Source organism: Mammaliicoccus sp. C-M13 (assembly GCF_022386845.1).
Classification (GTDB): Bacteria; Bacillota; Bacilli; order Staphylococcales; family Staphylococcaceae; genus Mammaliicoccus; species Mammaliicoccus lentus.
Genome location: NZ_JAJNHQ010000005.1, coordinates 121,160 through 146,408, shown reverse-complemented (window position 1 = coordinate 146,408; position 25,249 = coordinate 121,160). Strand labels below are relative to the sequence as shown.

Here is a 25,249-nt window from a genome sequence, read left to right as displayed (position 1 = left end):
ATGGTGAGTAACCATCATGAGGCTTAATAAAAAAATATAATTTTTAATATGAATAGGAGAGATTTCATAATGGCTAAAGAAAAATTTGATCGCTCAAAAACACATGCCAATATTGGTACTATCGGTCACGTTGACCATGGTAAAACTACTTTAACAGCTGCTATTGCAACTGTATTAGCAAAACGTTCTGGTGACGGAGAAGCTCGTTCATACGCTCAAATCGACAACGCTCCAGAAGAAAAAGAACGTGGTATTACAATTAATACTTCACACATCGAATATGAAACAGCTACTCGTCACTATGCGCACGTTGACTGCCCAGGACACGCTGACTATGTTAAAAACATGATCACTGGTGCTGCTCAAATGGACGGCGGTATCTTAGTAGTATCTGCTGCTGACGGCCCAATGCCTCAAACTCGTGAGCACATTCTTTTATCACGTAACGTAGGTGTTCCTGCATTAGTAGTATTCTTAAACAAAGTTGACATGGTTGACGACGAAGAATTATTAGAATTAGTTGAAATGGAAGTTCGTGACTTATTAACAGAATATGACTTCCCTGGCGATGACACTCCAGTAATTGCTGGTTCAGCATTAAAAGCTTTAGAAGGCGACGAAGCTTACGAAGAAAAAATTGTTGAATTAATGGAAGCTGTAGATACTTTCATTCCAACTCCAGAACGTGATTCTGACAAACCATTCATGATGCCAGTTGAGGACGTATTCTCAATCACTGGTCGTGGTACTGTTGCTACAGGCCGTGTTGAACGTGGTCAAATCAAAGTTGGTGAAGAAATCGAAATTATCGGTTTAACTGAAGAATCATCTAAAACAACTGTAACTGGTGTTGAGATGTTCCGTAAATTATTAGACTTCGCTGAAGCTGGAGATAACATCGGTGCATTATTACGTGGTGTTGCTCGTGAAGACGTTAACCGTGGTCAAGTATTAGCTAAACCAGGTTCAATCACACCTCACACTAAATTCAAAGCTGAAGTTTATGTATTATCAAAAGATGAAGGTGGACGTCATACTCCATTCTTCACTAACTACCGCCCACAATTCTATTTCCGTACTACTGACGTAACTGGTGTTGTAAACTTACCAGAAGGTACTGAAATGGTTATGCCTGGCGACAACGTTGAAATGGACGTTGAATTAATTTCACCTATCGCTATTGAAGACGGTACTCGTTTCTCAATCCGTGAAGGTGGACGTACAGTTGGATCAGGTGTTGTTACTGTAATCGAAGCTTAATTCGATTTCGTACACACTTAACCAAACGTATAATATCTAGCATATTTTACTAGATTTAAATAGAGCAGGGGAAATTCTTATTAACTTAAGAATTTCCCCTGTTTTTTTATGTTCATTAATATATAGAATTTATTTTTCTAATTCTTCACTATGTTCAATAATAGATAGGAAGAGTTTAACGCTATTTTGTAATGATTGTTCATCTAAATCGAATTTAGGGTGATGATGAGGGTAAGTTGCTTTTAATGCTTCATTGCCTACACCTGTAAAGAAATAAGTTCCTGGTACATGCTGTAAGAAGTAACCAACATCTTCTCCACCGAGTGAAGGCGGAAAATCAAAAGCTTCTTCGATAGTATCAATATTACTTGCTAGATTTTTAGCCCATTTTGTTTCCTTTTCATGGTTTACTACTGGTGGATATCCGTCTGTATAGTCTAAGTGACATTTCACACCATAACTTGACTCTATACCGTTTAAAATCCCATTTAAACGATCTTTGATTTGTTCTTTAACGCTAGGTAAATAACTTCTTATTGTTCCTGTTAATTTTACTTTGTCCGCTATAACATTAAAGGCGTTACCACCTTTAAATGTTCCAAATGTGACAACTGCTGATTCAAGTGGGTCAATAGTTCTTGATACAATACTTTGCGCCTGAACAATTAATGATGAAGCTGCGACAATTGGGTCTTTTGCGAATTGAGGCATTGCGCCATGCCCACCAAGCCCTTGGATTTCAATTTCAAATGAATCTGCAGCTGCATAAGCAGGTCCAGCACAAAATCCGACTTTATTTGCGTCTATATGGCTCGCTGTATGGGTACCGAATACATAATCAACACCATCTAATGCACCAGCTTCTATCATAGCTCTAGCGCCACCTGGAAGGACTTCTTCAGCATGTTGATGAATAAGTACGACATTACCATGGATAGCATCTGAATGTTCTTTTAATATTTTAGCTGTTATTAATAAGCTTGCTGTATGAGCGTCATGTCCACAAGCATGCATAACGCCCTCTACTGTAGACTTATAAGGCACTTCCTTTTCATCGTTGATAGGCAAAGCATCAAAGTCTGCTCTTAAAGCAATAGTAGGACCTTCTTTCCCGCCTTTAATATAGCCTAAAAGTCCGTTACCTCCGACATCTTTTTTTACTTCAATACCTAAATTTTCAAGATAATCTGCGATATACTTTTTAGTATTTTCTTCTTGAAAAGATAATTCAGGATGTTGATGTAAATGCCTTCTAATTTCGATTAATTCATCCATATGCTTTTCAACTTCATGCGTTAAGGTCATTTTTATAATCTCCTTCCATAAACTTAAATGTTGTTAATAAAAAGATGCGTACAGCATTGATTAACCCTTTTTCATCGATATCGAATTTTGGATGATGATGGGGAAAATCTGCTTTAAAATGCTCATTTCTAGTTCCAGTATAGAAGAAAGCACCGGGCACTCTTTGTTGGTAATAAGAGAAGTCTTCACCACTTAAACTTGCTTCTAATTCTACCAGTTCATAAACGCTATCAACTTCTTGAGTGGCTTCAAGAATGAGGTCAGTCTCACGTTCTGTATTAATGACAGGAGGATAGCCTTTACTATATTTTAAATCGTAAGTAACATCTGTTGAAGTTGTTAAGCCTTCAAGTACTTTTTTGAAACCTTCTACAACGCTTGCTTGAGTCTCTGAATCAAATGTTCTTATCGTCCCGCCAATTTTACATGTATCTGGTATAACGTTATTTGTTTCACCAGCATTAAACATTGTGATAGAAAGAACGGCAGGTGATAAAGCACTTGTTTTACGTGAAACAATATATTGTAAGTCATTACATAGTTGAATTCCGGCTGCTAATGGATCTATTAATTGGTCGGGATGAGCAGCGTGACCACCTCTACCTTTTAACGTAATCCAGAAGTCATCTGGAATGCCTGTTGTTGTTCCGTATTTATAACCGACTTTACCAACATCTATAGTACTTGATACATGTTGGCCAATGATAGCGTCCACACCTGTTAGGCATCCGTCTGCAATCATTTGTATCGCACCTCCAGGGTCTACTTCTTCAGCATGTTGGTGAATAAAAACAACACGACCATTAATATCATCACGATGTTCAGATAAAATTTTTGCAGTCATGAGTAAGACAGCAGTATGCGCATCATGTCCACAAGCATGCATGACTCCATCTACAGTAGATTTATAAGGTACTTCTTTTTCGTCTTGTATAGGTAATGCATCAAAATCAGCTCTAATTGCTAAGGTAGGGCCTGGTTTATCTTTGTTTAATGTTCCAACTACACCTCTGCCACCAACACCTTCTCTAACATCTATGTCTAGATTACGAAGGTAATTTGCAATATAGGCTGGAGTTTGTACTTCTTCAAATGAAAGTTCAGGATTCATATGTAAATGCCTTCTGATTTCTATCATCTCATCATAATAATCTTCAACTTTTTGAAATAAAATATCTTTCATTTATTATATTACTCCTTCAACTTCAAGAATTTTTAAAAACATTTCTGTTGTCGTTTTCATTGCATCTTCATCTAAATCAAACATTGGGTGATGGTGAGGGGCTGTTGAAGATTTTTCTTCATTACCACTACCAGTTAGGAAGAAGCATCCTGGACGTTCTAAAAGATAGTAAGAAAAGTCTTCGCCAATCATCATTGGTTCGATATCTTCATAAGTAAGGTCTAAATCTGTAGCTGCTTCTTTAACAACATTGTATTGTTCATCATGATTAATGACGGTAGGATAGCCTCTTCTATAATCGAAATCGTAACTTGCGTTATTTGCGATACAGATACCCTTTAAAAGACGTTCTAGTTCTTCTTCGATTAAATCCTTCACTTTGGGATTAAACGTTCTGACAGTGCCTTCAATAGTCGCTGTGTCGCTAATAACATTAAAGGTGTTACCTGCGTCAATTTTTCCTACAGTAATAACACCTTGGTCGATAGGATCTAAATTTCTTGAAATGATTTTTTGTAAACTAGAAATATACTCTGAAACAATGACGATAGGATCAATGGAAGTGTGTGGTTTAGCACCATGACCACCTTTACCTTGAATTGTGATTTTAAAATAATCAGGAGAAGCCATCATTGCACTACTCTTAGTTTTAATTTCTGATGTTGAATGTCCACTCCAAAAGTGATTGCCATATATTTTATCTACTCCATCTAAAGCACCATCATCAACCATTGGTTTAGCGCCACCTGGACTTAATTCTTCCGCGTATTGGAATATAAAAACGACATTACCTTTCAATTGTGATTGATGTTCATGTAGTAATTCACATAAAGTGAGTAGTGTAGCTGTATGCCCGTCGTGTCCACAAGCATGCATCACACCATCTACAGTAGATTTGTATGGAACGTCTTTTTCATCTTGAATAGGCAATGCATCAAAATCAGCACGAAATGCAATAGTCTGACCTGGCTCATTTCCTTTAAGTTTTGCTACTATACCATTTTGACCAACACGTTCTCTTATTTGTAACTTATCTAACTTTTTGAGTTCAGATAAAATAAAATCATGAGTTTTATCCTCATGATATGATAATTCTGGATTCATATGCATATATCGTCTTATTTCTACGAGACGATCAAATTTTTCTTCGATTTCTTTTTTCCAATTGACCATTGCTAAACCTTCTTTCAATTCTTTCGAAATATAATACGACTATTGTAGCAAAATTTATAGAAAATTTAAACAATTCAATTTACTGTGATAACGCTTAATTCTTTGATTTTAGTATGTTATGATAAATAAAAAGTGCTAAAGGAGAAAGTGCAAATGGTACAAACATTAGAAACATTTTTAACAACAAATTTAAATGAATTGAAGGATAATGGTTTGTATAATGAAATTGATATTGTTGAAGGCGCAAATGGTGCTGAAATTAATATTGGTGGAAAATCATATATCAATTTATCTTCAAACAATTACCTTGGATTAGCAACAGACGAAGATTTGAAAAAAGCTGCTAAAGACGCAATCGATACTCATGGTGTTGGCGCTGGTGCAGTACGTACTATTAATGGGACACTAGATTTGCATAGAGAATTAGAAGAGACTTTAGCTCAATTTAAAGGGACTGAAAGTGCAATTGCTTATCAATCTGGATTCAACTGTAACATGGCAGCAATTTCAGCAGTTATGAATAAGAATGATGCAATTCTTTCTGATGAATTAAACCATGCTTCTATTATAGATGGGTGTCGTTTATCTAAAGCGAAAATCATTCGAGTGAATCATTCTGATATGGAAGATTTAAGAGCAAAAGCAAAAGAAGCAGTAGAGTCAGGTCAATATAACAAAGTAATGTATATTACTGACGGCGTGTTCTCTATGGATGGTGATGTAGCTAAATTACCAGAAATCGTAGAAATCGCTGAAGAATTTGGCTTAATCACTTATGTTGATGACGCTCACGGCTCAGGTGTTATGGGTAAAGGAGCAGGCACAGTAAAACATTTCGGTTTACAAGATAAAATTGATTTCCAAATTGGAACGTTATCTAAAGCAATAGGTGTAGTAGGTGGATACGTAGCAGGTACGAAAGATTTAATAGATTGGTTAAAAGTTGCTTCAAGACCTTTCTTATTCTCAACTTCTTTAGCGCCTGGAGATACTAAAGCAATTACTGAATCAGTTAAAAAATTAATGGCTTCTACTGAATTACACGATAAATTATGGGATAATGCGAACTACTTAAAAGAAGGCTTAAAAGCTAAAGGGTTCGATATTGGACATTCAGAAACACCAATTACACCAGTAATTATTGGTGAAGAGAAAAAGGCTCAAACATTTAGTAAACGACTAATGGACGAAGGTGTATATGCAAAAGCTATAGTATTCCCGACTGTGCCTAGAGGTACAGGTCGTGTAAGAAATATGCCAACTGCAGCACATACGAAAGAACAATTAGATCAAGCAATTGAAACTTACGAAAAAATTGGTAAAGAACTTGGATTGCTGTAAATAATGTGAAGTGACAGGCTGAGACATAAATAAATGTCTCAGCCTTATTTATGATATACTCCCTGTTTTTATGTAATAAGTGCCCTTTTTATTATAGAAATGTGTTTCTCAAGTATACAAATCGGCTTAAATAAGTTAAAATAACTATAAAGAAAGCGTTTTTGTACGTTCTAAAAAGACAATTGAACATTTCAATAGTACAGGAGGATTTTTATTATGAAAAAAGTCATCATAACTGGTGCACTAGGTCAAATCGGGACAGAATTAGTAATAAAATTAAGAGAAAAATTTGGTAACGATCAAGTTCTAGCTACAGATATAAAAAGACCAGAAAGTGACAGCGTTATATTAAATGGACCATTCGAAATACTAGATGTAACGGATAAAGACAGATTGTTTGAGCTAGTTGAAACATTTAAAGCAGATACAATTATGCATATGGCTGCTTTATTATCTGCAACTGCTGAAAAAAATCCTTTATTTGCATGGAATTTAAATATGGGTGGGCTTGTAAATGCTTTAGAAGCGGCAAGAGAACACAACATGCAATTCTTTACACCAAGTTCTATAGGCGCTTTCGGGCCTAATACACCAAAAGATATGACGCCACAAGAAACGATACAAAGACCGACTTCAATGTATGGCGTGAATAAAGTAGCAGGAGAATTATTATGTGACTACTATTATACGAAATTTGGTGTAGATACAAGAAGTGTACGTTTCCCTGGGTTAATTTCTTATGTAAAAGAACCAGGCGGAGGCACAACAGATTACGCTGTGGAAATATACTTTAAAGCGATACGAGAAGGTAAATACAATAGTTATATCGCTAAAGGGACATATATGGATATGATGTTTATGGATGATGCTATTAATGCGATTATTCAATTGATGGAAGCAGACGGGGAAAGATTGGTTCATCGTAACGCATATAACGTAAGTGCTATGAGCGTAGAACCAGAAACAGTTAAAGCTTCAATACAAAAAATATTGCCTGAATTTGAGCTTGGTTATGATGTTGATCCTGACCGTCAAGCAATTGCAGATACTTGGCCAAATTCAATCGATACAAGTTGTGCTAAGGAAGAATGGGGATTCAATCCACAATATGATTTAGATAGCATGACAAAACTAATGTTAAAAGCAATTAAAGAAAAAGACCAATTAGCAAAAAGTTAAATATATTATGAGTATTTTTTAAATTTTCTAAAAACTTATTGAATAACCCCTCTATGACTGATATACTTGATAACATTAATTATTAATTAGCCTAGGAGGAATCATTATGTCAGAAACATTTTACGTAGAACAGCGTGAGCAGCTGAAAGAAAAACCGGATTTCCAAAAGTTAGCGTTCGGCGAAATCTTTACAGATTATATGCTATCTATGTCTTATAAACAAGGTGAAGGCTGGTCAGAGCCTAAAATTATTCCATATGGGCCAATTACTTTATCGCCAAGTGCACAAGGGCTTCATTATGGTCAAACAGTATTTGAAGGCATGAAAGCATATAAAGACGGAGATGAAGTAACGTTATTCAGACCTGACCAAAATTTCAAAAGAATCAATTTATCGTTAAAACGTTTGGAAATGCCACAAATCGACGAAGACAAAGTATTAGAAGGTTTATTACAGCTAATTGATATAGAACGTGATTGGGTGCCTAATGGTGAAGGCCAATCTTTATATGTGAGACCATTTGTATATGCAACTGAACCATACTTAGGTGTACGTTCGTCAACAGATTATGAATTTCTAGTGATTCTTTCTCCTGTAGGTGCATATTATGGTGATGAACAATTAAAACCAACAAGTATATATGTCGAAGATGAGTTTGTTCGTGCTGTTAGAGGTGGAGTAGGTTTTGCTAAATGTGGTGGAAACTATGCTGCTAGTTTAATTGCACAAACACGTGCTAATGAATTGGGCTTTGATCAAGTTCTTTGGTTAGACGGTGTAGAACAAAAATATATCGAAGAAGTAGGTAGTATGAATATCTTCTTTGTAATCGATGGTAAAGTAGTAACACCTGAATTAAATGGTAGTATTTTACCAGGTATTACAAGAAAAACTGTGCTCGAGTTAGCCCAAGAATTGGGTTATGAAACTGAAGAAAAACGAATTTCAATCGATGAAGTAGTCAATGCACATCATGATGGTCGTTTAACAGAAATATTCGGCACAGGAACTGCAGCTGTTATTTCACCAGTTGGCTTCTTAAAATATGATGAAGTTGAAATTACAATTAATGATAATAAGACGGGTCCTATCACAAATCATTTATTTGATGAGTACACAGCAATCCAAACAGGTAAGAAAGAAGATAAACATGGTTGGAGAGTAGTAGTAGGACAAGAAAGCCGTATTGAGACAGTATAAAGATATTTAAAATAAATCAGGCTGAGACATCTATTTGTCCCAGCCTGATTTTTTAAAGGAGAATACATATATGATTAATTGGCTATTATTTGATAAAGACGGAACATTACTAAAGTTTGATGAAACATGGTCTGAAATCTCTCTTGTGATAATCAATAAATTTATAGAACAATATCAAGTTGAAGAAGAACAATCATTACAAGAAGAATTAGGATATGTAGACGGGAAATTTTTAGCAAGTGGTATTTTAGCTTCAGGAACATTATCTGATATCGTAAAAAAATTTCAAAAATACGCTAATCATGAAAATAATAAAGAAGTAGAAGACTGGACAATACAATTAAGCAAAGATTTAATTGCAGAATATAATCCAGAAACGGTCGTAATAGACGACATGCAAAATACATTAAAACATTTCAAAGATAAAGGATATCAAATAGCGATTATAACGAGCGACGATCAAGACGGAACAAAACGCTTTATCAAAGATGCAGGTGTCAGTCATTTAATAGACGATACAATTACCGCTACTATTAACGGTTATCAAAAGCCAGACCCTAAAATGGTAGAAGACTTTTATGCAAAATGGAACGTTGTACCAGAAGAAATAGCAATAATAGGGGACACCCCAACAGATATACAAATGGGACGAAATTCACATTTCGGTGTAGTAGTCGGTGTACTAAGCGGTACTGGCGAAAAATCAGACTTGGAAGAAGCGGATTATATATACAAAGACATAAATGAATTTTATGAAAAAGAAACAGAATGGAATGGTAGATGATTGGAGCCTTGCCTCAGTCAAGTATACATTTTCAAATTCAAAGACAACAAAAAAATCCCAACCTGAAAGATAATTCTAACGGGTTGGGATGTTTATTTTAGGAAAAGATTTATCCTACCTATATAGTTCCTACTTCACTCTTGTATCGATAGCGCGATGTGTTTCAATGACGTGTGCTACTTTGTCGATGACTTTGTTGATTGATTCTGGGTCTTCGTATAAGTCATAATCATTTATATTTACACGAACAACTGGACACTCTGTAAAGTTGTTAATCCAATTATCATAGCGTGCGAAAAGTTTTTTCCAATATTGTTCGTCTGTTTCGATTTCCATTTGTCGTCCTCTATTTTTGATGCGTTGTATAACATCTTCATAGTCGCATTCTAAATAAATTAATGCATCTGGTTTAGGGAAGTATGGGGTCATAACCATTGCTTCAAATAGTTCTCTATAAGTTGCGTAGTCTTCTTGTGTCATTGTTCCTTGTTCTTCATGCATTTTTGCGAAAATATCAACGTCTTCGTAAATGGAACGGTCTTGTATAAATCCACCGCCATATTCGAACATTCTTTTTTGTTCTTTAAAGCGTTCTGCTAAAAAGTATATTTGAAGGTGGAAGCTCCAACGTTCAAAGTCGTGATAGAATTTTTCTAAATATGGGTTGTTATCTACTTTTTCAAAAGATGTTTTAAAGTTTAAACGCTCACTTAGAGCTGTTGTTAATGATGACTTTCCTACCCCAACAGTACCAGCAATCGTTATAATCGCATTACTGGGAATGACTTTATTGGTCATGTTTAATCTCTCCAATCAATGGTTGTAATAAATGTAAAACATGTTGATAATCTGAGGTGTTATGAACGAAATCTAAATTTGAAGTATCTATTTGTATTGCATCGATTTCATTTTTTACTTCTTTATAAAACTGATTATAGTCGTGTTTTAATTGTGCTAAGTAATCGTCTTCTATTTGAGCCTCATAGGATCTATTCCTATTGGCAATGCGTTCTTGAAGAACATCTAAGGAAGCATCGAGGAAGATTATTTGATCTGGCATGCGAATATCTTCAGTTAAGATATCGTAGATTCTACTGAATTTATCATATTCAAAATCGTTTAAAGTGTTTTTAGCGAAAATTTTATTTTTAAATATGTGATAATCACTTACGATGCCTTGCACATTTTGTAAATCTGTTAATTGTTTATAGCGATGACATAAGAAGAACATTTCAGTTTGAAAACTCCATTTTGAAATGTCATCATAAAAATCACTTAGAAATGGATTTTCATCTACAATTTCAAATTCTTCTTTATAATTCAAAGCTTTAGCAAGCTTTTTAGTTAAAGAACTTTTCCCGACTCCTATAGGTCCTTCAATTGCAATAAAGGTTTTTTTCATATTTATCTCTCCAGGTGTTAAAATAGACATACCTATTCTATCACAAATTAAACGGAGTGAAATAAAACGTGCATGAAAATTATATGAAACTTGCTATTGAAGAAGCGAAAAAAGCATGGAAAATGGACGAAGTACCAATTGGTGCAATTGTTGTGTATAAAGGAGAAGTAATTGGACGAGGGCATAATTTAAGAGAAAATGAACAAAGTCCTTCTGCACATGCTGAGATGCTGGCAATACAAGAAGCATCTGAATATTTAAATTCATGGCGTTTAGAAGATACTACTTTATATGTAACGTTAGAACCTTGTGTTATGTGCTCGGGCGCTATAGTAATGAGTAGAATACCTCATGTTGTATACGGCGCAAGTGATCCTAAAGGTGGATGTAGTGGTAGTTTAATGAATTTAATAGAAGATACAAGGTTTAATCATCGTTCTACAGTAGAAAGAGGAATATTAGCAGAAGAGTGCGGAGAGATGCTTCGTACGTTTTTTAAAGAAAAAAGAGCGAAAAAGAAGCAAAACAAAGAGAAGAGTTCAGATTCATAGAGTTTATACAGATAATTTGTTAGAATTTATGTTGAATATAAAGAAAAGAGGTCTCTCTAATGATAAAGTTAATCGCAACAGATATGGATGGTACTTTACTAAATGCAGCACACGAAATTTCTAATGAGAACTATGAAGCAATAAAATATGCCCAATCTAAGGGTATTACGGTAGTTATTGCTACGGGAAGAGCTTTTTATGAAGCGAATGGTCCAATTGCACCAACAGATTTGACTTTACCTTATATTTGTTTAAACGGGGCTGAATTAAGGGATGAAGAATTTAACATTATTCATACATCTAAATTAACACGTCCATTAATTGATAAAATTACAGGTGTCTTAAATAGTGAAGATATTTATTACCAAGTGTATACGAACTTTGGTATTTATACAGAAGACCCAGAGAAAGACTTAGAAATCTATGTGGATATAGCAGAAAAAGCTGGCCAAAAAGCGGATGTTAAGAAAATTAGAGCTAATATACAAAATCGTATAGATAATGGGACTTTGAAACAAGTTGATAGCTATGACGAAATTAGTAAACGTCCAGGCGAAATTATTTTGAAAATCTTAGCATTTGCGAGTGATTTAGAAAAAATCGATAGAGCTAAAGCAGAAATTTCTGAGTCTCAAAGTTTAGCTGTATCTTCTTCTTCAAGAGGGAATATAGAAATTACACATTCTGATGCACAAAAGGGAATCGCATTAGAAGCAATCGCTGAACAACTCAAAATACCAATGTCAGATGTTATGGCGATAGGTGATAATTTAAATGACATTTCTATGTTAGAAAAAGCAGGATACGCAGTTGCAATGGAAAATGGTGCACCTGAAGTTAAAGAAATGGCGGATTATATAACAGATACAAACGAAAATAGTGGTGTTGGTAAAGCCATCATACAAGCTTTGAAAAGCGAAGAGTAATGGTTAATAGTCCATTAGACTGATTTTTAACTGAGTATAAACTCTTAGTTATTCAGTATGTTATACTGTGAGGTATAATAAATATCATAGATTTTGAGGTGACAACAGTGAAAGTATTACTTATTGTAGGTAGCGCTAAACAATACTCTCATACACATGCACTGGCGCAATTTGTTCGCGGTAACTTAGAAGAACAAGAAGCAGAGGTAACATTGTTTGATTTATATGATAAGCCAGTTCCGTTCTTAGATGTATCTGGCCGACACTTAAATGATGAACGTATTAAAGCAAATGTTAATGAATTACGAGAACTAGCTGAAGAAGCAGATGCTATTATAATTGGTACACCAAATTATCACGGTTCATATTCAGGCGTAGTAAAAAATGCATTAGACCATTTAACGATGGACGAATTCAAAATGAAACCAGTTGGATTAATTTGCAATAGTGGTGGCATGCGTAGTACGGAACCATTATCACACTTAAGAATTATCATGAGAAACTTGTTAGGAATTGCTGTACCTGTCCAAATCTCTACACAAGATGCAGATTACGGAAAAACAGAAGACGGCACTTACTATGTGGATGTAGATGATATTAAATTACGCGTTAAACTATTTACAGAGCAAATCATTAAATTAATTCAGAATAATCCATGGGTTGAAACTGAAGAAGAAGAAGTGAATTTGTAATTAAGGAAAGTAACGAGTGGTTACTAGGGTTAAATAAAAATGAAAAACAGCCAAAATTCTTTTTTAAATAAGAATTTTGGCTGTTTTTTTAGTTATATATGATTATTTTGAGTATTTTAATCTTGCGAATGCATCATGTTGATGTATTGATTCTTCATTACGGCATTCTATTTCGAAACCATTAATCCATTCTAATTCGACTAAATCTGCCGCTACTAATCTAATTAAGTCCTCTACGAAGCGAGGATTTTCATATGCACGCTCTGTAACTGCTTTTTCATCTGTACGTTTTAGTATTGGATAAAGCATAGAGCTCGCATTTGCTTCCATACCGTCTAAAATCAATTCTTTATAATTATCTGGTAAATCAGTCTCAGTGTCTAAATCAATTAGGACTGTAATAATACCGCGCTGGTTATGAGCAGAGTATTCACTAATTTCTTTAGAACAAGGACATAGTGTTGTAACCGGTACTTCGATACCTAATGATTTTTTAGTAAGTTTGTCGTCTGATACTGATAAAATGTAACGTATATCAGCGTTTCCAACAGCTTTTTGTTGAGTAATTGGACTGTATCGGTTAAAGAACCATTTAGCTGATACGTCTACAGAAGCTGTATTTTGGAACATTGCACTTTCAAGTGTATTGAGTAATGATTTTAAAGAATCAAAACTTAAAGGCACACCGTTATCGTAATGTTTTTCAACACTTTCGATGATACGGCTCATATTAATACCTTTTTCATCTTGATTTAAACTTGTTGAAAACTCAAAATTACCAATTGATTGAAAACCATCTATTTTAACAGGATAAACTAAATTTTTAATACCAACATGCTCAATTTCGAATAGAAAATCTTTTTTAGAACTTTGTAAATCAGGCATTTTTTCTTTTTCAGTAGGTTTCGTTCCTTTGATTGGATCTACTGAACCAAAATATTTCCATCGCGCTTCACGTGTTGATAAATCGATTTGTTTCATTAACATTGCCTCCAACTATCTATTCAATATGATATGTCCAGAAATGTTCTGACTTCAACCACATATCTTTAGCCGCTTCACTCTCTTGTGTATTTGAAGCGAGGTTTTGTAACATTGGTCCGGTTTGAGATGCATGAGCTTGAAGTACTTTCATTTTACGTTCCTCATAACCAGTTATATCTATATTTACATCGGGCTCTCCGAGATCGCTATACGTGTCATTACTAAATGCTACTAAATGTAATTTAGGACGTTCTGATTTTTCCATACGGCTTACTGTTCTTATTACTGCTTCTGCAGTTGCTTCATGGTCTGGATGTACAGAATAGCCTGGATAGAATGATATTATTAGTGATGGATTTAATTCATCTATTAAAGATTTTACCATATTATCTATTTCATCTTTTGGTTCAAATTCAACAGTTTTATCTCTATAACCCATTTTACGTAAATCAGTAATACCAATTGCTTCAGCAGCTGCTTCTAATTCACGTTCTCTAATAAACGGTAAAGACTCTCTTGTTGCAAAAGGAGGGTTGCCGAGATTACGACCCATTTGACCTAAAGTTAAGCATGCATAAGTAACTGGGACACCGTTATCTATAAATTTGCTTAATGTACCCGAAGTTCCAAACGCTTCATCATCTGGATGTGGGAATATAACCAATACTTGTCTTTCTTTATCCATTGTCGTCACCTCTTATTCCTTAAACGGTTTACTACTAATTTCTAAACTAGCAGCAAGTTGCCCTTCATGATTTAATCCCGCTAATAATAATTCTTTATTTTCCGTTACTTCATAATGTGTCAAACCTTGTACATAAACCCAGCCATTATTGTCTAATTTAAGGCCCACACGGAAAGGCTCTTTAACGCCACCTGTTAAATGAGCATGGGTAAATGTAACTTGAATATTTCTTAAAAATGTACCAGCGTTGAACACTTTTTGATCAAAGTGATTCGCATACGCACCATTTGTTGTCTCTACATGAAGATAAACTGGCTTATTTTCATATTCTGATATTAAGGTTTGAACTTGATCTATTTGAATTAATTCCATGCCTTTCACTCCTCATAGTATATACTTTACTATTCTACTAAATTCTCGAGTAAATTTATATACATTCTGCTCACAACTCAGGAATTATTATCCTTTAAAATAACTTCTTTAGTATGGTCGTATTGTGTTAAATGACTTTCGTGTGATAAAAGCATGTAACTGACAACATCTATTAGAAAATGAGCTGAAATTTGAGTGTTAATAAATTGATGATCATTTATTCTAGTTTGATCTATCGTCATAATCGTTATGTCTGAGAGAGTGGAAAGAGGGCTACCAGCATAGTTAGTAATCGCAATAATTGTGGCACCATGATCTTTAGCGATTTTAACAGCGTTAACCAATTCTTTTGTTTCTCCACTATTAGACAAGGCAATAAATGTATCTCGCTCAGTGAGCAAAGAAGCACCAATTTTTATTTGATGCACATCTGTCGCTGAATTTCCTTTAATACCCATGCGCATTGTTCTGTAATAGAACTCAGTGGCTGTTAAACCTGAGCTACCTAATCCTGCAAATAACGCATGTTCACTTTCTATTAATACTTCGATCAATTGATTTATTTTTTTATTAGAAATAAATTCACCTGATTGTTGAATGATAGATTGATGATATTCATATATCCGTTGTATGAGAGGTACATTTTGAATATCTGTTCCATTATAAGATTGTTGAATATTAAATTTCATATCTTGGAAATGCTGATAATTAAGTTTATGACTGAAACGAGAAATACTAGAAGGTGAAACACTAATAGCATAAGCTAATGCAGTAATTGTTGAAAAATGGTCGCCTTTCGGATGAGTAGTAATATACTGTGCAATTTTTTCGTCCGTTTTTGTGAAAAGATATGAAAATTGTTGAATACGATTTTCAAAATTCATGGTTAACACTCCTGTTTTCTATAATATGTGTATTATATTTGAAAAAGTTTTTCAAAACAACGAATGTTATTGACTAATCTTTTCATGGTGTTATATTTAGTTTCAATAGGAGGTGTGTCCATGAGTAAAATTTTTGATAAGGCACAACAATTCGGGAAATCATTTATGTTACCCATCGCTATATTACCAGCAGCAGGTTTGCTTCTGGGTATTGGAGGTGCGTTGAGTAATCCAAATACAATAAAAGCTTATCCAATCTTAGATGTGGATTTATTACAATATATCTTTATATTAATGTCTTCAGCAGGAGATATTGTTTTTGCTAATTTACCAGTAATATTTGCTATAGGTGTAGCGATTGGATTAGCGAGAAGTGATAAAGGTACAGCTGGTCTAGCAGCGATGTTAGGCTTTCTAATTATGAATGCAACTATGAACGCGTTATTGACGATTACTGACAATATTGCATCTCAAGATTCACTTGCTAAAGCAGGGCAAGGGATGATGCTAGGAATCCAAACAGTTGAAACAGGTGTATTTGGTGGTATTATCGTTGGTATTTTGACGTCATTTTTACATAATAAATATAACAAGATTACATTGCCACCATTTTTAGGGTTCTTTGGTGGTTCTAGATTCGTACCTATTATAACCTCTGTAGCTTCTATAGTATTAGGTGTTGTATTGTACTTTGTATGGCCGACCATCCAAGGTTGGATATTTGGTGCAGGTGGACTTGTGAATAAGACAGGTGTTATAGGAACTTTCATTTATGGATTTGTATTACGTATGCTTGGACCATTTGGACTGCATCATATATTCTATTTACCATTCTGGCAAACAGCTTTAGGTGGTACAATGGAAATCAACGGTAAAATTGTTCAAGGAACACAAAATATATTTTTCGCTCAGTTAGGCGATGCTAATTTAACACATTATTATTCGGGCATCTCGCGTTATATGTCTGGTCGATTTATAACAATGATGTTTGGCTTGTTAGGTGCTGCATTAGCTATCTACCACACTGCAAAGCCTGAAAAGAAAAAGGTCGTAGGTGGTTTAATGCTTTCAGCGGGACTTACGTCATTCTTAACAGGTATAACAGAGCCTTTAGAATTCAGTTTCTTATTTATTGCGCCAGTTTTATATGTTATCCATGCTATATTTGATGGATTAGCCTTTATGATGGCTGATATATTTAATATTACAGTTGGACAAACTTTTAGTGGTGGTTTTATTGATTATATACTGTTCGGTGTGTTACAAGGTAATAGTAAGACAAATTATTTACTAGTGATTCCAATTGGTATAGTCTGGTTCTTACTGTATTACGTTACATTTAGATTTTTAATTACTAAATTTAACTTTAAGACGCCTGGCCGTGAAGATGAAGCGGCGGTTGAAACTGTTAAAGCAAGTGAACGCGCGCAAACAATTATTAAAGGTTTGGGTGGCAAGGAAAACATTGATGCTGTAGATTGTTGTGCAACAAGATTGAGAGTGACCGTTAAAGATGGTGAACAGATTGATGAAGATTTGATTAAATCAACTGAATCACGAGGTATTGTTCAAAAAGGTACAGGTGTACAAATTATATATGGTCCTCATGTAACAACAATTAAAAATGAAGTTGAAGAAGCATTAGAAGAAAAATAAGGAGTGCATTTTAAATGTTACCGCAAGGATTAATTGTTTCATGTCAAGCATTACCAGAAGAGCCATTACATTCTTCATTTATTATGAGTAAAATGGCATTAGCCGCTTATCAAGGTGGCGCTAAAGGAATTAGAGCAAATACGAAAGAAGACATTATTGCAATAAAAAAAGAAGTCGACTTACCAGTCATCGGTATTGTAAAAAGAGATTACGAAGGTTCCAACGTATTTATCACAGCTACTACGAAAGAAGTCGATGAGTTGATTGAAAGTGGATGTGAGGTAATTGCTCTAGATGCGACTAAACAAGAAAGACCAAAAGAATCACTTGAAGAAATTGTTCAGTATATTAGAGATAACGCACCAAATGTAGAAATTATGGCTGATATATCAGATTTAGACGAAGCAATCAATGCTGATAAGCTTGGGTTTGACTATGTTGGTACAACATTAAGAGGTTATACATCATATACTAAAGGTCATGTATTATACGAAAATGACTTTCAATTTTTAAAAGATGTATTAAATAAAGTCGAAGCTAAAGTGATAGCAGAAGGAAACGTTGTAACACCTGAAATGTTGAAGCGTGTAACGGATTTAGGTGTTCATTGCACAGTTGTTGGAGGCGCAATTACAAGACCTTTAGAAATTACAAAACGATTTATTAAAGAAATAGAGGGATAATCATGAAATTTATAAATTTAGGTACTGAAAAAGAAGCTTGTCATTATGTTGCAAATGAGTTATTAAAGCAAATCATAACTGACAATAAGAGTGTGTTAGGTTTAGCTACTGGTGGTACAATGGTCGGCGTATATGAACAATTAGTTAATTTAATTAAAATAAATAAATTGGATTTAAGTAATATTACAACCTTTAATTTAGATGAGTATATAGGAATCGACTCTGATCATCCAGAAAGTTATTACACATATATGCACGATATATTATTTAACCATTTATCTAGTTGGAATGAAGAAAAAATACATTTACCACATGGATCAGCAAATGATTTAAATAGCGAAGTAGAACGCTATGAGAATCTAATAGATAAAGAAGGTCCAATGGACATACAAATATTAGGAATTGGTGAAAATGGTCATATCGGTTTTAATGAGCCAGGAACATCATTTGATAGTTTAACAAGTGTAGTTGATTTAACAGAATCAACAATAGAAGCTAACAGTAGATATTTTGAAACGAAAGAAGAAGTACCTAAACAAGCAATTTCAATGGGTATTCAATCTATTTTAAAAGCTAAACGCATCATATTATTAGCTTTTGGACCAAAAAAAGCAGAAGCGATTCAAAAGTTGTTGTCAGGTGAAATTACGACTGATCTTCCAGCTTCAGCATTGTACAATCACCCGAATGTAGAAATTATTGTAGATAATAGTGCTTATAGTAATAAAGAATCTTAAAGTACATATGTAAATATTAACTTGATAGATGATATCGTTTAAAGTACAATTACTACTACAAAGAATGAGCCTTAAGAAACGGCGGGTGAAAGTAGTGGAAAGAAAGCGTATTTCATTTAATGATGAAGCGGTTTTAGATTATTGTAATATCATGGGATATCAGTATTATGAAGAAGTACCAGTTCAATATTTACTAAGTGTTCTTCGTGAATTTGATAGTTTTAAGCCTTATATGGGCAGTAACGTAAAACTAAAACAAATCAAAACCGAATTTGAACAAACTGAACGTATTATGACTTTAGAAAATTATGAAGCTGAAATCGTGTGTCTTAATGAAAGTAAATTAGATAATATGACGCTTTATGAATATGAAATGAAACTATTTAAAAAACAAAAAGTGATTGCCAAAATAAAAGCAGAATTTGGCATTGGACAATAATGAAAAGGCTACACGTAAAAAAGCCTACAAAGTGAGATACTCTGTAGACTTTTTAAACGTGTAGTTTTTATTTATACTTCTTCAGTATAAACTTCGATTTTTTCAATACGGTTTGCTGCACCATGATCAACTGGACCGACGAATTCATTCATTCTCCAGCCATTTTTTATTGCAGATGCAACAAATGCTTTAGCGTGTTTTACAGCATCTTCTGGAGACTCACCGTTAGCTAAATTAGCAGTAGTTGCAGCAGCAAATGTACAGCCGGCACCATGATTATAACTAGATTGGAATTTATCAGTAGAAAGTAATACATGTTTTTTACCATCATAGAATAAGTCAAAGGCTTTGTCTGATTCTAGCGCTTTACCACCTTTAATGATGACATATTGTGAACCAAGCTCATGTATTTTTTCAGCAGCTTTTTTCATATCTTCGATAGATGTTAATTTACCTAAACCAGAAAGTTGTCCCGCTTCAAATAAATTTGGTGTTACAATTGTTGCTTTAGGTAATAATTCTTTAATCATTGCTTCAGTATTTCCCGGGTTAAGTACTTCATCTTCGCCTTTACAAACCATAACTGGGTCAACAACAAAGATTTCAGAACCTGACTCGTCATATGCTTGGCGAGCACGTTTAATAACTTCTTCAGAACCTAACATACCAGTTTTAATTGCATCTGGACCGATAGAAATAGCTGTATTTAACTGCTTATCCAGTAAATCAAGAGGTAATGGCGTCACATCATGTGCCCAAGTTTTTGGGTCCATTGTAACAACAGCTGCTAATGCAACCATTCCATAAGTATTGTGTTCTTGAAATGTTTTTAAATCAGCTTGCATTCCAGCACCAGCACTTGTATCTGATCCTGCTATAGTTAAGACTTTTTTTAATGCCATCGGTAATTCCTCCCAATATATTCATATAAGATATCATATCATGTTTTTTAATTGTAAAAAATAGTTATGACCATTTCATGAAGGCTATGTTATCATTTTTAAAGAGGTGAAAAAAATGGATTGGCAAGAAATCTTTCACAATATAAAAGAGCAACATGATTTTTCAGAAATGGAAGCTTTTTTAGAAGAAGCTTATCAAAATACAACGGTGTATCCAGCTAGAGAAAATGTTTATCAAGCATTTGATTTAACACCGTTAGACAATGTTAAAGTCGTCATTTTAGGTCAAGATCCGTATCATGGGCCAAATCAAGCACACGGTTTAGCTTTTTCAGTACAACCTGATGCTAAGTTTCCACCTTCCTTAAGAAACATCTACAAGGAATTGGAGTCGGATATTGGTTGTAAGCGTACTAGTCCACATTTACAAGATTGGGCAAAAGAAGGTGTGTTATTATTGAACACAGTATTAACTGTGGAAGCACATAAAGCACATTCTCATAAAAATATCGGCTGGGAAATTTTCACGAATGAAATCATTAAAAGTATTTCACGTGAACTTGAAGATGTCGTCTTTATTTTATGGGGTAAACCAGCACAAGAGAAAATTAAACTCATTGATACAGAAAGACATCATATTATTAAATCGGTTCATCCAAGCCCATTGTCAGCTCATAGAGGATTCTTTGGATCAAAACCATTTAGTGAAACAAATCAGTTTTTAAAATCAAAAGGTAAAGAACCGATCAATTGGTGTGGAGGTGAGGTAAATGATTAGCAGAGATCAATTAATATCAGCGATTGAAGATGAATTGGTACATGCAGATAACGCGACAAATAATGAAACATTTAATAAACATATGCATGCAATTCACACTTTAAGTGGATTAATTGATGCAGAAGAGGGAAATAACCAAGGTATAGAAGTGAAACAACCTTATATGAAAACTTCTTCAACGCCAATTAAAAAAGAAAATCCTCAAATATCTAATGAAGAAATTAGAAAAATGGGTGGAAAAGTACCTGATAAATCAACGGTAAAACAAAATGAAAATACTTTAACGACTGATGATGGTATAGGAAATGGAGATTCAATTTTTGATTTTTAATAAAAGAAAGGAAGTAAGAAAATGAAATTATTTATCATTATTGGGGCAATAAATGCAATGATTGCTGTTGCAGCAGGTGCTTTTGGAGCTCACGGTTTAGAAAACAAATTATCAGCTAAATATTTAGATATTTGGGAAAAAGCAACAACTTATCAAATGTATCACGCACTAGGCTTAATACTTATTGGTATTGTTTCTGGCACAACAACTGCAAATTTAAATATTGCAGGTTGGTTGATGACATTCGGAATTGTATTCTTTAGTGGTTCTTTATATATATTAGCTTTAACACAAATTAAAGTATTAGGTGCTATTACGCCGATAGGTGGCGTGTTATTCATAGTTAGTTGGTTGTTACTTGTAATCGCGGTTTGGAAATTATAAGGTATAAAAGTTAGTCGCGTTTCACGAAAAATAAAAATAAGGGTGGAACATTAATGGCAAGACGAAAGAAAGATTTATCAAGAGGGAATTTAGAACAGAACTTATCTGAGAAATTTGTTTGGGCCATAGCTTATGGCTCAAGCATAGGTTGGGGCGCATTTATACTTCCAGGAGATTGGATAGGCCAAGCAGGTCCAATAGGTGCTTCAATAGGTATATTTTTAGGTGCACTATTAATGATTGTTATAGCTATAAGTTATGGCGCATTAGTAGAGAAGTTCCCTGTATCAGGTGGAGCTTTTGCATTTGGTTACTTAGGATTCGGGAAATATGTGTCCTTCTTTTCATCATGGTTTTTAACCTTTGGGTACATATGTATTGTTGCTTTAAACGCGTCAGCATTCAGTTTGTTATTTAAATTTGTAATGCCTGGGTTTTTAGAACAAGGTAAGCTATACACTATCGCAGGATGGGACGTTTATATCACTGAAATTATATTATCTTCATTAATTTTATTAATATTTGCTTGGATAAGTATTAAAGGTTCAAGTTTTTCAGGAAATTTACAGTATATATTCTGTGTTATATTAGCAGTTGTTGTCGTTCTACTATTTGCAGGTTCATTTTTCACACAAGACTTTTCATTTTCAAATTTACAACCTGCAATAAGTGAGAAAGAAGGTTGGCTAGGCTCGATACTATTGATATTAGCTGTAGCACCTTGGGCTTACGTAGGCTTTGACAACATTCCACAAACAGCCGAAGAATTTAACTTTGCACCAAGTAAGACGTTCAAACTCATCGTATTTAGTTTATTAGCATCAGCAATAACTTATGTAATGATGATACTTCTAACAAGTTGGTTATTCAAAGATCCTTCTTCAATTGGAGGGAATTTATGGGTAACAGGTTCAGTTGTAAAAGAAGGGTTCTCATTTGTAGGTTTAGCAGTGTTAATCGTTTCTATTATGATGGGGATATTCACTGGATTAAATGGCTTTTTTATGAGCTCTAGTAGATTGTTATTCTCAATGGGTAGAGCAGCAGTTATGCCAAGCGTGTTCAAAAAATTACATCCTAAATACAATACGCCATATATTAGTATTATATTTATACTCGTTTTAGCATTAGTAGCGCCTTGGTTAGGTAGAACAGCATTAACATGGATTGTAGACATGTCTTCAACGGGTGTTTCAATCGCATACTTTATCACATGTTTATCAGCATTTAAGTTGTTCTCATATGATAAGAGAAGTATGATGTATCATCCGAAATATAAAACATTTGCTTTAATAGGTGCGATTATTGCGTTAATATTCTTAGGACTATTACTGATTCCAGGATCACCAGCGAGTCTTTCATTACCTTCATATATTGCACTATTTGTTTGGTTAATCTTAGGCTTAGTATTCTTTATGGTTAGATATCCTTCACTTAAGAAAATGACAAATGATGAATTAAATTATCTAGTATTAGATAAATCAAAAGAAGAAATGATTGAGCTTGAAGCAAAAACAGAAGTGAAAAATTAAATAATTCGTGATCGAAAAAAAGCTCCTAATCCGTTAGAAACTTAACGGATTAGGAGCTTTTTATTTAATAAATTTAGTTATCTATTTTATGAGCGACGTTGTTTATTTTTATTTAAATACATATAAACTGGTACACCAATAGCTAAAATGATTAATGAATATAATGAACCCATAAAATCAGATATTAAAGTGTTAATGATAATGAATGCGCCACCGAAAAGAGCTAGTAAAGGTACAAATGGATATAGCGGTACCGAATAATCTCTTTTAGTTCCTTTATTTTGTTTTCTAAGTATAAATAGTCCTACAAATGCCATCATATAGAATAAATATATGATGAAAATCGTAACTTCAGATAAATAATCAGCGTTAACTGTGTTCGGGAATAAAATCGTTAATATAATTAATATTACAGATATTCCAAATACAGTCATTAAAGCGCCTAATGGTGATTTTAACTTAGGACTAATATAACCGACATATTTATGTAATGGTAATAACCCATCTTCAGCCATCGCAAATGGTATGCGTGGGAATGTAATGATTTTTCCGTTTAAACAACCGAAAATTGAAATAATGACACCAATATTCACGATTTTTGAACCGATATCTCCGAATAGTGCTTTTGCTGCTTCGGCACTTGCAGTATTACCTAAGCCAACTAGTTTTTCAGCTGGGATAACGTGAAATACTGAAATGTTAATTAATACGTATGCCAAGGTTACGACAGATAAACCAATTAACATAGCTAGAGGTAGGTTTTTCTGAGGTTTTTTCATTTCCCCGGTCATGTTCGTTAACATAATCCAGCCATCATATGCGAATAATGTAGCGAGTACAGCCCTACCAAAATTGATTTCGCCGTCTGTTTTGATAAGAGATGTAACATCTTTACCGAATATACCTTCGTCTCCCCATAAAAGACCAAATACAATAATAGCAATTACAGGAATTAATTTTGCAATTGTCGTGATATTTTGCATAAGTCCGCCAAATTTAGTACCTAATATATTTACAAGTGTTAAAAATATTAGTGCTATAAATCCAATCCAAACACTTAAATCGTTACTAATATTAAAAAAGTTTGTAACTAAAATACCAAAAAATAGCACGAGCGAAACAATAATTGCAGGACCATAAATGATCGTTTGAACCCATCCTGTTAAAAAGCCCCAAAATGGACCATAAATGTCACGTATGTATGCGTATAAACCGCCTGTTTTTGGAATTTGAGCACCTACTTCAGCAATTGTAAGTCCTGCTGCTAATGTAAGCACGCCTCCTACTACCCAAGCCAAAATGGCAAGATTACTTGTACCTGCATGTGTTAATACAACAGCAGGTTTTACAAATACGCCTGACCCGATAATTGTACCGATTACAATAGTAATTGCGGTCATTAGACCAATAGATTTTTGTAGTGATTGTTCTTGATTATTTTTCATAAATACTCCTTGAAAATAGATTTTGTAAGTAATATTTATCTATTACTTAATATACACGATAAACGAGGAATGTGAATGGATTTTTTAAACCATTAATGAATTTTTAGAGAAAATAGCTAAGTAATGAAACAATATAAACAGTGAACTTTTAAAAAGATTGCTGATAGCTAATTATATTGATAAAGATACTTATCCAATAACTACAGTAACAAAAATGTAAGTAATTGTTAATATCAGTATGATAAGGGCTACGAGAAGCATTAAATATAATAATAAAGAATAAACAATAATGCATATAAACGAATATGCAACTAATGACGAAATGAGTTATATTACACTATTAAATATTTGCTAGATTTATTTAAATAAAGTATGTATAATGTTCAACGTGGCTTTGTAAGCACTTACTTAAAAATAAAAATAAATGACATTTAGCATGA

The 25,249-nt window shown here is 33.9% G+C and carries 27 protein-coding genes; 16 read left to right on the top strand and 11 right to left on the bottom strand.

What is annotated here, in order from left to right; genetic code table 11:
* Positions 1-69: 69 nt before the first annotated feature.
* Complete coding sequence (gene tuf / locus LQ615_RS05695) at positions 70-1,260, top strand: elongation factor Tu (protein ID WP_016999427.1); 1,191 nt, start codon at positions 70-72, stop codon at positions 1,258-1,260.
* Positions 1,261-1,389: 129 nt separating this feature from the next.
* Here the strand turns inward: tuf and LQ615_RS05690 are convergent, their stop codons facing one another.
* Genes LQ615_RS05690 through LQ615_RS05680 form a run of 3 tightly spaced genes read right to left on the bottom strand, consistent with a single transcriptional unit; the run spans position 1,390 to position 4,921 of the window.
* A complete protein-coding gene (locus tag LQ615_RS05690; RefSeq protein WP_064204242.1) occupies positions 1,390-2,565 on the bottom strand; it encodes a M20 metallopeptidase family protein in 1,176 nt (391 codons plus the stop codon).
* On the bottom strand, positions 2,549-3,748 hold the full coding sequence (locus LQ615_RS05685) for an amidohydrolase (protein ID WP_016999429.1): 1,200 nt from the start codon (positions 3,746-3,748) through the stop codon (positions 2,549-2,551). Before LQ615_RS05685 ends, LQ615_RS05690 begins: the two co-directional genes overlap by 17 nt.
* 3 nt (positions 3,749-3,751) lie before the next feature.
* Complete coding sequence (locus LQ615_RS05680) at positions 3,752-4,921, bottom strand: amidohydrolase (protein WP_064204241.1); 1,170 nt, start codon at positions 4,919-4,921, stop codon at positions 3,752-3,754.
* A gap of 153 nt (positions 4,922-5,074) precedes the next feature.
* Between LQ615_RS05680 and LQ615_RS05675 the strand changes: the two genes are divergently transcribed.
* The 4 genes from LQ615_RS05675 (at position 5,075) to LQ615_RS05660 (ending at position 9,426) form a co-directional block, all read left to right on the top strand.
* A complete protein-coding gene (locus LQ615_RS05675) occupies positions 5,075-6,262 on the top strand; it encodes a glycine C-acetyltransferase (RefSeq protein ID WP_016999431.1) in 1,188 nt (395 codons plus the stop codon).
* Between the two features lie 216 nt (positions 6,263-6,478).
* The gene (locus LQ615_RS05670; protein ID WP_064204240.1) at positions 6,479-7,441 is read left to right on the top strand and encodes an L-threonine 3-dehydrogenase; all 963 of its coding nucleotides are present in this window, start codon (positions 6,479-6,481) and stop codon (positions 7,439-7,441) included.
* A 106-nt stretch (positions 7,442-7,547) separates the two neighbouring features.
* Positions 7,548-8,642 carry a branched-chain amino acid aminotransferase gene (locus tag LQ615_RS05665; RefSeq protein WP_016999433.1) on the top strand — a complete coding sequence of 365 codons (1,095 nt, stop codon included), beginning with the start codon at positions 7,548-7,550 and terminating at the stop codon, positions 8,640-8,642.
* A 70-nt stretch (positions 8,643-8,712) separates the two neighbouring features.
* The gene (locus LQ615_RS05660; protein ID WP_064204239.1) at positions 8,713-9,426 is read left to right on the top strand and encodes an HAD family hydrolase; all 714 of its coding nucleotides are present in this window, start codon (positions 8,713-8,715) and stop codon (positions 9,424-9,426) included.
* Between the two features lie 129 nt (positions 9,427-9,555).
* Here the strand turns inward: LQ615_RS05660 and LQ615_RS05655 are convergent, their stop codons facing one another.
* Positions 9,556-10,224 carry a deoxynucleoside kinase gene (locus LQ615_RS05655; RefSeq protein ID WP_016999435.1) on the bottom strand — a complete coding sequence of 223 codons (669 nt, stop codon included), beginning with the start codon at positions 10,222-10,224 and terminating at the stop codon, positions 9,556-9,558.
* Positions 10,214-10,828, bottom strand: coding sequence for a deoxynucleoside kinase (locus LQ615_RS05650; RefSeq protein WP_064204238.1), 615 nt, complete (start codon positions 10,826-10,828; stop codon positions 10,214-10,216). The genes LQ615_RS05655 and LQ615_RS05650 overlap by 11 nt, the downstream gene beginning before the upstream one ends.
* An 83-nt stretch (positions 10,829-10,911) precedes the next feature.
* On the opposite strand from LQ615_RS05650, the gene tadA reads away from it, so the two are divergent.
* From tadA to LQ615_RS05635, 3 genes are all read left to right on the top strand, one after another.
* Positions 10,912-11,379 carry a tRNA adenosine(34) deaminase TadA gene (gene tadA, locus LQ615_RS05645; protein WP_037539269.1) on the top strand — a complete coding sequence of 156 codons (468 nt, stop codon included), beginning with the start codon at positions 10,912-10,914 and terminating at the stop codon, positions 11,377-11,379.
* A 59-nt stretch (positions 11,380-11,438) separates the two neighbouring features.
* Positions 11,439-12,305 carry a Cof-type HAD-IIB family hydrolase gene (locus LQ615_RS05640; RefSeq protein ID WP_016999438.1) on the top strand — a complete coding sequence of 289 codons (867 nt, stop codon included), beginning with the start codon at positions 11,439-11,441 and terminating at the stop codon, positions 12,303-12,305.
* A 107-nt stretch (positions 12,306-12,412) separates the two neighbouring features.
* Complete coding sequence (locus tag LQ615_RS05635; RefSeq protein ID WP_064204237.1) at positions 12,413-12,997, top strand: NADPH-dependent FMN reductase; 585 nt, start codon at positions 12,413-12,415, stop codon at positions 12,995-12,997.
* A 102-nt stretch (positions 12,998-13,099) separates the two neighbouring features.
* Here the strand turns inward: LQ615_RS05635 and folE2 are convergent, their stop codons facing one another.
* The 4 genes from folE2 to LQ615_RS05615 all read right to left on the bottom strand — a co-directional run bounded on the left by folE2 (position 13,100) and on the right by LQ615_RS05615 (position 15,922).
* On the bottom strand, positions 13,100-13,978 hold the full coding sequence (gene folE2 / locus LQ615_RS05630) for a GTP cyclohydrolase FolE2 (RefSeq protein WP_016999440.1): 879 nt from the start codon (positions 13,976-13,978) through the stop codon (positions 13,100-13,102).
* 19 nt (positions 13,979-13,997) lie between these two features.
* Positions 13,998-14,666, bottom strand: a complete 669-nt coding sequence (gene bshB2, locus LQ615_RS05625) for a bacillithiol biosynthesis deacetylase BshB2 (RefSeq protein WP_064204236.1) — start codon at positions 14,664-14,666, stop codon at positions 13,998-14,000.
* Positions 14,667-14,678: 12 nt separating this feature from the next.
* The gene (locus tag LQ615_RS05620; protein WP_016999441.1) at positions 14,679-15,038 is read right to left on the bottom strand and encodes a YojF family protein; all 360 of its coding nucleotides are present in this window, start codon (positions 15,036-15,038) and stop codon (positions 14,679-14,681) included.
* Positions 15,039-15,115: 77 nt separating this feature from the next.
* Positions 15,116-15,922 (bottom strand): MurR/RpiR family transcriptional regulator, encoded by an 807-nt coding sequence (locus LQ615_RS05615; protein ID WP_016999442.1) that lies wholly within the window; start codon positions 15,920-15,922, stop codon positions 15,116-15,118.
* Between the two features lie 120 nt (positions 15,923-16,042).
* Here LQ615_RS05615 and LQ615_RS05610 point away from each other — a divergent pair, with 120 nt between their 5' ends.
* The 4 genes from LQ615_RS05610 (at position 16,043) to LQ615_RS05595 (ending at position 19,437) form a co-directional block, all read left to right on the top strand.
* Entirely contained in the window at positions 16,043-17,578 is a 1,536-nt protein-coding gene (locus LQ615_RS05610) for a PTS transporter subunit EIIC (protein ID WP_016999443.1), read from the top strand.
* A gap of 14 nt (positions 17,579-17,592) precedes the next feature.
* Positions 17,593-18,261 carry an N-acetylmannosamine-6-phosphate 2-epimerase gene (locus LQ615_RS05605; RefSeq protein WP_064204235.1) on the top strand — a complete coding sequence of 223 codons (669 nt, stop codon included), beginning with the start codon at positions 17,593-17,595 and terminating at the stop codon, positions 18,259-18,261.
* Positions 18,262-18,263: 2 nt separating this feature from the next.
* A complete protein-coding gene (nagB, locus tag LQ615_RS05600) occupies positions 18,264-18,998 on the top strand; it encodes a glucosamine-6-phosphate deaminase (RefSeq protein WP_016999445.1) in 735 nt (244 codons plus the stop codon).
* 94 nt (positions 18,999-19,092) lie between these two features.
* Complete coding sequence (locus LQ615_RS05595) at positions 19,093-19,437, top strand: hypothetical protein (protein ID WP_016999446.1); 345 nt, start codon at positions 19,093-19,095, stop codon at positions 19,435-19,437.
* Between the two features lie 71 nt (positions 19,438-19,508).
* Here the strand turns inward: LQ615_RS05595 and thiD are convergent, their stop codons facing one another.
* Positions 19,509-20,339 carry a bifunctional hydroxymethylpyrimidine kinase/phosphomethylpyrimidine kinase gene (thiD, locus tag LQ615_RS05590; RefSeq protein WP_064204233.1) on the bottom strand — a complete coding sequence of 277 codons (831 nt, stop codon included), beginning with the start codon at positions 20,337-20,339 and terminating at the stop codon, positions 19,509-19,511.
* Positions 20,340-20,445: 106 nt separating this feature from the next.
* On the opposite strand from thiD, the gene LQ615_RS05585 reads away from it, so the two are divergent.
* From LQ615_RS05585 to LQ615_RS05570, 4 genes are read left to right on the top strand one after another with little or no spacing between them, the layout of a single operon-like run.
* Positions 20,446-21,117, top strand: a complete 672-nt coding sequence (locus LQ615_RS05585; RefSeq protein ID WP_257504544.1) for a uracil-DNA glycosylase — start codon at positions 20,446-20,448, stop codon at positions 21,115-21,117.
* Positions 21,110-21,448: a DUF5327 family protein gene (locus LQ615_RS05580; protein WP_064204232.1), complete on the top strand. Its 339-nt coding sequence runs from the start codon at positions 21,110-21,112 to the stop codon at positions 21,446-21,448. The genes LQ615_RS05585 and LQ615_RS05580 overlap by 8 nt, the downstream gene beginning before the upstream one ends.
* 21 nt (positions 21,449-21,469) lie before the next feature.
* The gene (locus LQ615_RS05575) at positions 21,470-21,832 is read left to right on the top strand and encodes a DUF423 domain-containing protein (RefSeq protein WP_016999450.1); all 363 of its coding nucleotides are present in this window, start codon (positions 21,470-21,472) and stop codon (positions 21,830-21,832) included.
* A 53-nt stretch (positions 21,833-21,885) separates the two neighbouring features.
* Complete coding sequence (locus tag LQ615_RS05570) at positions 21,886-23,364, top strand: APC family permease (RefSeq protein WP_064204231.1); 1,479 nt, start codon at positions 21,886-21,888, stop codon at positions 23,362-23,364.
* A gap of 86 nt (positions 23,365-23,450) precedes the next feature.
* On the opposite strand, the gene LQ615_RS05565 is transcribed toward LQ615_RS05570, so the two are convergent.
* Positions 23,451-24,809, bottom strand: a complete 1,359-nt coding sequence (locus tag LQ615_RS05565; protein ID WP_064204230.1) for an APC family permease — start codon at positions 24,807-24,809, stop codon at positions 23,451-23,453.
* Positions 24,810-25,249: the final 440 nt, after the last annotated feature.